6 protein-coding genes are annotated in these 6,989 nt (G+C 54.0%); 2 read left to right on the top strand and 4 right to left on the bottom strand.

Annotated features, from left to right (window positions below; genetic code table 11):
- The first annotated feature begins 306 nt into the window (after nucleotides 1–306).
- Nucleotides 307–1,254 carry a dTDP-4-dehydrorhamnose reductase gene (rfbD, locus tag B4C79_RS08495; protein ID WP_291751318.1) on the top strand — a complete coding sequence of 316 codons (948 nt, stop codon included), beginning with the start codon at nucleotides 307–309 and terminating at the stop codon, nucleotides 1,252–1,254.
- Here rfbD and B4C79_RS08490 read toward each other — a convergent pair.
- The 4 genes from B4C79_RS08490 to ftsY form a co-directional block, all read right to left on the bottom strand.
- A complete protein-coding gene (locus B4C79_RS08490; protein WP_291751321.1) occupies nucleotides 1,244–2,752 on the bottom strand; it encodes a Fic family protein in 1,509 nt (502 codons plus the stop codon). The genes rfbD and B4C79_RS08490 overlap by 11 nt on opposite strands.
- 78 nt (nucleotides 2,753–2,830) lie before the next feature.
- Nucleotides 2,831–3,739: a cell division protein FtsX gene (locus B4C79_RS08485; protein ID WP_105027424.1), complete on the bottom strand. Its 909-nt coding sequence runs from the start codon at nucleotides 3,737–3,739 to the stop codon at nucleotides 2,831–2,833.
- A gap of 21 nt (nucleotides 3,740–3,760) precedes the next feature.
- Entirely contained in the window at nucleotides 3,761–4,495 is a 735-nt protein-coding gene (locus B4C79_RS08480) for a cell division ATP-binding protein FtsE (RefSeq protein ID WP_105027423.1), read from the bottom strand.
- Complete coding sequence (gene ftsY, locus B4C79_RS08475) at nucleotides 4,492–5,433, bottom strand: signal recognition particle-docking protein FtsY (RefSeq protein WP_291741518.1); 942 nt, start codon at nucleotides 5,431–5,433, stop codon at nucleotides 4,492–4,494. The genes B4C79_RS08480 and ftsY overlap by 4 nt, the downstream gene beginning before the upstream one ends.
- 116 nt (nucleotides 5,434–5,549) lie before the next feature.
- Here ftsY and B4C79_RS08470 point away from each other — a divergent pair, with 116 nt between their 5' ends.
- Entirely contained in the window at nucleotides 5,550–6,962 is a 1,413-nt protein-coding gene (locus B4C79_RS08470) for a M16 family metallopeptidase (RefSeq protein ID WP_291741515.1), read from the top strand.
- The last annotated feature ends 27 nt before the right edge of the window (nucleotides 6,963–6,989 follow it).

The following is a 6,989-nucleotide window of genomic DNA, read 5'->3' as shown; positions in this document are numbered from 1 at the left end:
GTTTCGATCGCCTCGCCTTCAAGAAAACCTGCCCTTGCGTGCCGAGCAGGGCCGGTGTTGCCCAGCATGGGCGGCAGAGAACGGACCCGACCCGCAGTTTAGGAGGGTCGTTCTCAGGCATCGGAAGGCTCAGCAAGGGACCAACAGGTTTTCTGGCGAGAGATCGGAACCCTAGCCGATCGGGCAGTTAAAGACTGGCGCGTTATCGGAACCCAAGCCGATTGGGCTGTACAAACCAACGCGGTGATTATTCGCACCAGCGCGCTTCAGTTAAACTATCGCAACAGTTTTCAGGAGAGCTTCGTTTTGGGAATTCGCGTACTCGTGCTTGGCGCACAAGGCCAGCTGGGCCACACCATCGGTCAACATGCCAAGCCCGCCTTGATGGAAACCATGGACGCGTGCATCAGCTACGGTCGCGACAAAGCCGACCTGTCCAAACCCGACTCCCTGATCAATGCACTGAAAGACGTACGCCCCGACGTAGTCATCAACGCTGCTGCCTACACCAACGTAGAAAAAGCAGAAACCGAAATTGAACTTGCACACGCCATTAATGCAAAAGCGGTGGGCATTTTGGCCGAGCAATGCAAAAAGCAGGGCGTGGCGCTGGTGCACTACAGCACCGACTATGTGTTCGATGGAAAAGCCAGTCAACCCTACACCGAAACCGATGCCACCAACCCGCTGAGTGCTTACGGAAAATCGAAACTGGAAGGCGAGAAATACCTGAAAGAAGTGGGTGGCAACTGGGTGGTGTTTCGCACGGGTTGGGTGTACGGTCAGCGTGGCAATAACTTTTGCCGAACCATGATCAAGCTGGCGCAAGAGCGAGACACACTGAAGGTGGTTGACGACCAAACCGGTGCGCCAACACCCGCAAACTGGCTGGCTGAACTGGGGCTTACCGTGGCAGGTGTTGTGGCCATGCACCGTTACAAAACCATGGGCAAGTTGGCGCCCACTTTTCTGCCCGACTTTCCCTCTGAAATTCCCAGCGGTGAAATTTTTCACGCCAGTGCGGCAGGGGTAACTACCTGGTTTGACTATGCGTGTTTGGCGATTGAACATGCACACAAGCAAGGCGTTGTTCAGCGCATGCCCAACATTGAACGTGTAAAAACTGCCGACATGAATTTTGCGGCACAACGCCCGGCTTACTCGGTGTTGGACAACACAAAGTTAATGAACACCTTCCGCGTAAACCCACCGGAGTGGACGAAAGGTGTTAGAAACTTTGTGCTCAATTATTGAGATCCTGCTGAGGATCAAGCAGGCGATTTTGAACAAGTGAACGCTCAAATGCGTTGCACCTTTTCATTTTTTCAATCACTGCATCAAGATCATCGTAGACAAAAGCAGCGGTCCACGCTTGAATTCTCTGCATTGCCGAAATAAACGGAATCGGATTTCCCTCGCGACTTAATTCACGCAGGCAGTCTAAATACTCCTCCCGGAAAAGCGTAGGGATGATAATTCGACACGCACCCACTACCGACAATTCAGAGTTCATGACTAATCTTGCCAAGCGACCATTACCATCGTTGAATGGATGAATTTCTGACACAAGAAACATGGTGAATAATGCGCGCGCAAGACCTGCAGGAATAGTGGGCAGCAACATGGATCCCTGAACCAGAGTACCGCGTACTAACTGGGGTTCGACAAATTCGGTATTGCCCGCACGGTTGCGCTTTAACTTGAATTCTCCCGGCTCTACCTCGGGCCGTTCTTGCATTTGATCCCAATGCCGTTTGCGAAGTTGAGTTTCGACGGGAATGCCTGAGGCCAATACTTGATGCATCCAGGCCGGGGTCACTGCTTGACGAAATACACCAAGAATATCGTGCGAGTCTTTGGGGCGAGACAACATGGGTTTGCCGAAGAGTACAATCTCGCGCGCTTCCTCAATATCAAATTCAGTGCCTTCAATGAAATTGGAAAAGTACGATTCAAGAAAAGCAAAGTGAATCATTGCTTCGGGCGTGCATGCCGCTTCTTCAGCTTGTTTCAAGGGTTGTGATCGCAACGCAGCAGCCAGTTTTTCAAACAACTCTAGCCTGTCAGCATCGTAAGGAAGCGCAGCTGTGAGTGCGCGCCCTTGGGTCGTGGTCAGTGTAGAGAGGCGAGTTCTTAGAATGCTGCCTATGAGCGAATCAAGAACAAGGAACTCCTTCGGCAGCTTCAGTGCTTGAGCAAGTGAACGCGCTGCTTCCCGAAGTGTTGCAAGAGCCTGTTCTCCGCGTGCGGTACATAGGGTCGACAAGCGAGATTTGACCGCCTCGCGCCCAACAGCTTTTTTGAAAGTCCCTCGGCTAGGTGAAAGATTTTCCAGCAGGCACCTCGCCTCTGATGGAAAGTAAATTGCCCGCCCTTGCATTGGCATGTCACCTGGTTGGGGTGGGGGCCCTTTCACTGCAACTATTTGTAAGCCGGGAAGTTGTACTTTTCGGTTGCTGGTGTATGTAATGTACAGCAGTCCTTGCTCTGGCAAGCCGCCGTTAAAAGCGCTGCGAAACGATACGACTGAATTCGGAAACAGCGCAGAAACAACTCTGATTCGTTCACGTGCAAGTAGTGCAGGCCAGCTTGTATCCGACAAATTGCTTGCAATACCTTTGGCGACCAGCTTGAGTTTTCCGGCTTTCAATTGCCTCTGAACAGCGCGAATTTGCGCGGAGTTCAGCTCTGAGTAAAGAATCAGTGAGCTATCAAGAGTTGTCGCGTTTTTAGTAGTTAACTGTGCACACATGCGAATTTTGTCGTGTTTTGTGATGCTAGCAGTATAACTTTGTCGTGATATAGGTGGTTAGGGATATCTTTGCCAGCTTCAATGAATTCGCAGCACTGTGCTTTTCACAGAAGCCCAAGCGCCCACCATGACCAGCACCACCCACACCAGAATCAGCCCCAGCGCGGTAATTCCGCTGGGTTGCTCGAAGCGGAAGTCGCGATCAAATTCACGAATGAAGGTGCCGGCGGCATCGTCGGCCAGGCCCATGGCACCGCTTACCACGGCATAAGCCAAACCAAAGGCGACCAGCGCCAGGCTGACTGACCACCACAGGGTGGGGCGGCCCACTTCGGTGTCGGTGGCCCCCAGCGATTTCAACACATGCACTTCAGCCTGGTTGCGAATCAGCTGCAAGCGCACGGTATTGAAGGTAACCACCAACACCATGCCTGCAATCAACACAGCCAGTGCCATGGCAATAATTTGTGTGCCGTTCAATACCGATTGAAGGCGGCGAACCCACTGCGCGTCGTATTGAACATGTTCCACGCCTGTGAAGTTTTGCCACTGCGCAATTTTTGCTTCGATGGCTTGGGTATCGGTGGTGGCGTCCACTTCAAGCACCACCACCACGGTGTAGGGCAGTGGGTTTTCAGGCAGGGCTTGGGCCAAATCGGGTGTTTGGCTTTGCGTGCGCAAACGTTCCATGGCCTGCTCGGGCGTGACGATATTCACGCTGTCCAAATCGAAATCGCGCTTCAGTTGTGCGGCTGCACTTTTTACGGAATCAAGTGTGGCATCCGGTTTGAAGTACAAGCTGATTTCAGGGTCGCCCACCCAACGGTCCATGCTGGGCACAATCGCGCTTAGCCCCTGTGCAATGGTCCAGGGCATGGCCAATGCAATGGCAAGTACCAGGGCGTTGAACAGGTGACCAAGTGGTTCATCAAGCCACAGCTTTAAACCGGCAGAAATTGAAAACCACTGCAAACGTAACCAACGCATGTGTTGTCTCTTAAAAGTGGATCAAGCCCCGTAGGCCTTGTTCAGAAAGTCTTTGGAAAAAGTTTGCACGCCTGCCTCGCGGCCACCGTTGTGCGACAAATCGGCGGGTGCTGGCAGCACTGCGCCTTCGCCCAGTTTCAAACGATGTGTTACTCGGTTAAAACGGTGCGCCTCGTGGGTGGCCACAATAATGGTGACACCGGCGCGGTTGAATTCTTCCAGCAAGCCCACCACGCGCGCGGCCGATTCATCATCGAGCTGGGCCGTGGGTTCATCGGCCAATACAAGAGCGGGGCGGTTAACTACGGCGCGTGCAATTTGCAAACGCAATTGTTGCCCACCCGACAGTTCACTGGGTAGCATGCGGTCGGTGTGGCTTAAGCCCACGCGGGCCAGCGCGGCCTTCACGCGGCTTTGAATGTCGGTATCGCTCAAGCCCACCACGCGCAGGGGCAGGGCCACGTTGTCAAAGCAGCTGCGGTTGTGCAGCAGTTCAACGTCCATGCCTGTGTAGCCCACATTGCGGCGGTAGTGTGCGCGTTCGCGCCGGTTCAGGCGCGCAATCGAGCTTTTGCCCACCAGAATATCGCCGCTGCTGGGTTGCTCAAACGTGGCCAGCAATCGCAATATGGAGCTTTTGCCAGCACCGGAATGGCCTTCAAGCAGGGTGAACGAGCCCTTGGGCAACTGAAAATTCACCCCCTTCAAGGCGGCGTGGGTGCCGTACTTCAAGGTGACGTTTTTGAATTGGATCATGCGGTTTGGTTTCCGTCAGTGTCAATGCCAACCAAGGCGTTGGCAAATTCGCGGGGGCTGAAAGGGCGCAGGTCGCCCATTTTTTCTCCCACGCCAATAAAGGCCACGGGCACGCGGGTGCTCATGCTCATGGCAGCCAGAATACCGCCTTTGGCAGTGCCGTCCAGCTTGGTGACCACCAGCGCGGTCAGTGTAAGTGCATCGTTGAATGCCTTGATTTGTTGCAAGGCGTTTTGGCCATTGGTGGCGTCTACCACCAGCACAATTTCGTGGGGTGCGTCCATCTTGGCTTTGCCCAGTACTTTCTTGATTTTTTTCAGCTCTTCCATGAGGTGAAGCTGCGTGGGCAGGCGGCCAGCGGTGTCGCAAATCACAATATGCTTGTTGCGCGACATACCCGCCTGTACTGAATCGAAGGCCACTGCGCCGGGATCGCTGCCCTCTGCGGAAATGACGTCTACATTGCTGCGTTGGGCCCACACATCCAGTTGTTCTCGGGCTGCTGCACGAAACGTGTCGCCAGCGGCCAACAGAACGGAATAACCAATTTCAGCATAGTGGTTGGCCAGTTTGCCGATGCTGGTAGTTTTGCCTGCGCCGTTTACACCTACCACCATCATGACCAATGGGCGGGCACGGTCTACGCCCATGCTGGTTTCCAGGGGGCGCAGCAGATCGAACACCGAATCGCGCAGCACCAGGCGCACGTCTTCGGGCCGGGTGAGGCCTTTCTGGTACACCGTGTCGCGCACTTTCTGCATCAGCAGTTCGGTGGCGGGCAAGCCGCAATCGGCCAGCAGCAGGCGTTCTTCCATTTCTTCGAAAAAGGCTTCATCGACCTTTTCGCCGGTGAACATGGAGGTAAGGCCGGAACGGGTTTTGGTCAAACCCGATTTCAAACGACCAAGCCAGTCCTGTCTCTGCCCAGGAATCTGCATGTAAAACTCCAATTGAGGAAACTAAGCGGTGTGAACGACTGTCACACAGCGAGATGTTGAATGACTTATTCTACCATTGAGGTTAAAACGGACGTTTGCTGTAAAAGGTGTCTTGAATGATAAAAACAGGTTTTCAACTGAATCGGCGTTGGGCGGCACTGGCTGCTGGCGTTTTGCTGATTGCAAGTGCTCAATTGCTGATGGTCAACGCGGCGAATGCCGCTGATGGCGATGTGACTGAATACAAACTGAACAACGGCTTGCGTGTGGTGGTGAAGGAAGACCACCGTTCGCCCACCGTGGCGCACATGGTGTGGTACAAGGCCGGTTCGATGGACGAGTACAACGGCACCACCGGTGTGGCCCACGTGCTTGAGCACATGATGTTCAAGGAAACAAAAAACCTGAAGGTGGGTGAGTTTTCCGAAACTGTGGCTGCGCTGGGTGGGCGCGACAATGCGTTCACCAGCCGCGATTACACGGCTTATTTTCAGCAGCTTCAGGCCAAAGACCTTGGCAAAGTGATGGCGCTGGAAGCCGACCGCATGGCCAATCTTATTCTCAGCGAAAGCGAGTTTGAAAAAGAGATCAAGGTGGTGATGGAGGAGCGCCGTTACCGCACCGATGACCAGGCCACCGGTAAGCTTTATGAAGCGTTCATGGCCACGGCTTTTCAAGCCAACCCCACGCGCACGCCAGTGATTGGGTGGATGAGCGACCTTGAAGCCATGACCTACAAGGACGCGCGCAAGTGGTACGACACTTGGTACACGCCGCAAAATGCAGTGCTGGTGGTGGTGGGCGATGTGCAGCCCGCGCAAGTAAAAGCCATGGCTGAGAAAACCTACGGCAAGGTAAAACCCAAGAAGCTTGAAGAACGCAAACCGCAAGAAGAGCCCAAACAAGAGGGCATACGCCGTGTACAGGTAAAAGCACCGGCGGAGAACCCTTACCTGATTATGGGTTTCAAGGTACCGAAGCTGGAAAACGTTCTGAAAGACCGCGATGCCTATTCACTGGCTGTGCTCAGTGCGGTCTTGGATGGTTATTCCGGTGCGCGTTTGAATCGTGAGTTGGTACAAAATCAGAAAGTGGCTTTGCAGGCCGGTGCCAGTTATGACATGACAGGCCGTGGCCCCTCGCTGTTTTACCTCGATGGTGCGCCCGCCCCCGGCCAAACCGTGGAGGCGCTGGAAAAGGCCTTGCTGGCTCAGGTAAAAAAGGTGGCCGATGAGGGTGTGAGCGACGCTGAACTGGCCCGTGTGAAAGCCCAGTTGATTGCCAGCCAGGTGTACAAGCGCGATTCCGTGTACGGGCAGGCAGTTGAAATTGGCCAGAACCTGACCATTGGTTTTGAGGTGGGCGACATTGATCGAATGATTGAACAAATTAAAACCGTGACCGCTCAGGAAGTGCAATACGCCGCGCAGAAATTTTTTGACCAAGACCAGTTGACCGTGGGTACCTTGTTCCCGCTGCCGATTGACCCCAACAAGAAAGATGCGCCGCCCAAGGGCCTCAGCCACTAATGAGTCATTAATAGGCCACTAAGCAGG

The organism is Limnobacter sp. UBA7229 (assembly GCF_002473065.1).
Classification (GTDB): domain Bacteria; phylum Pseudomonadota; class Gammaproteobacteria; order Burkholderiales; family Burkholderiaceae_B; genus Limnobacter; species Limnobacter profundi.
Note: the sequence above shows the minus strand (reverse complement) of the source record. Positions and strands in the feature narration are given on the sequence as shown.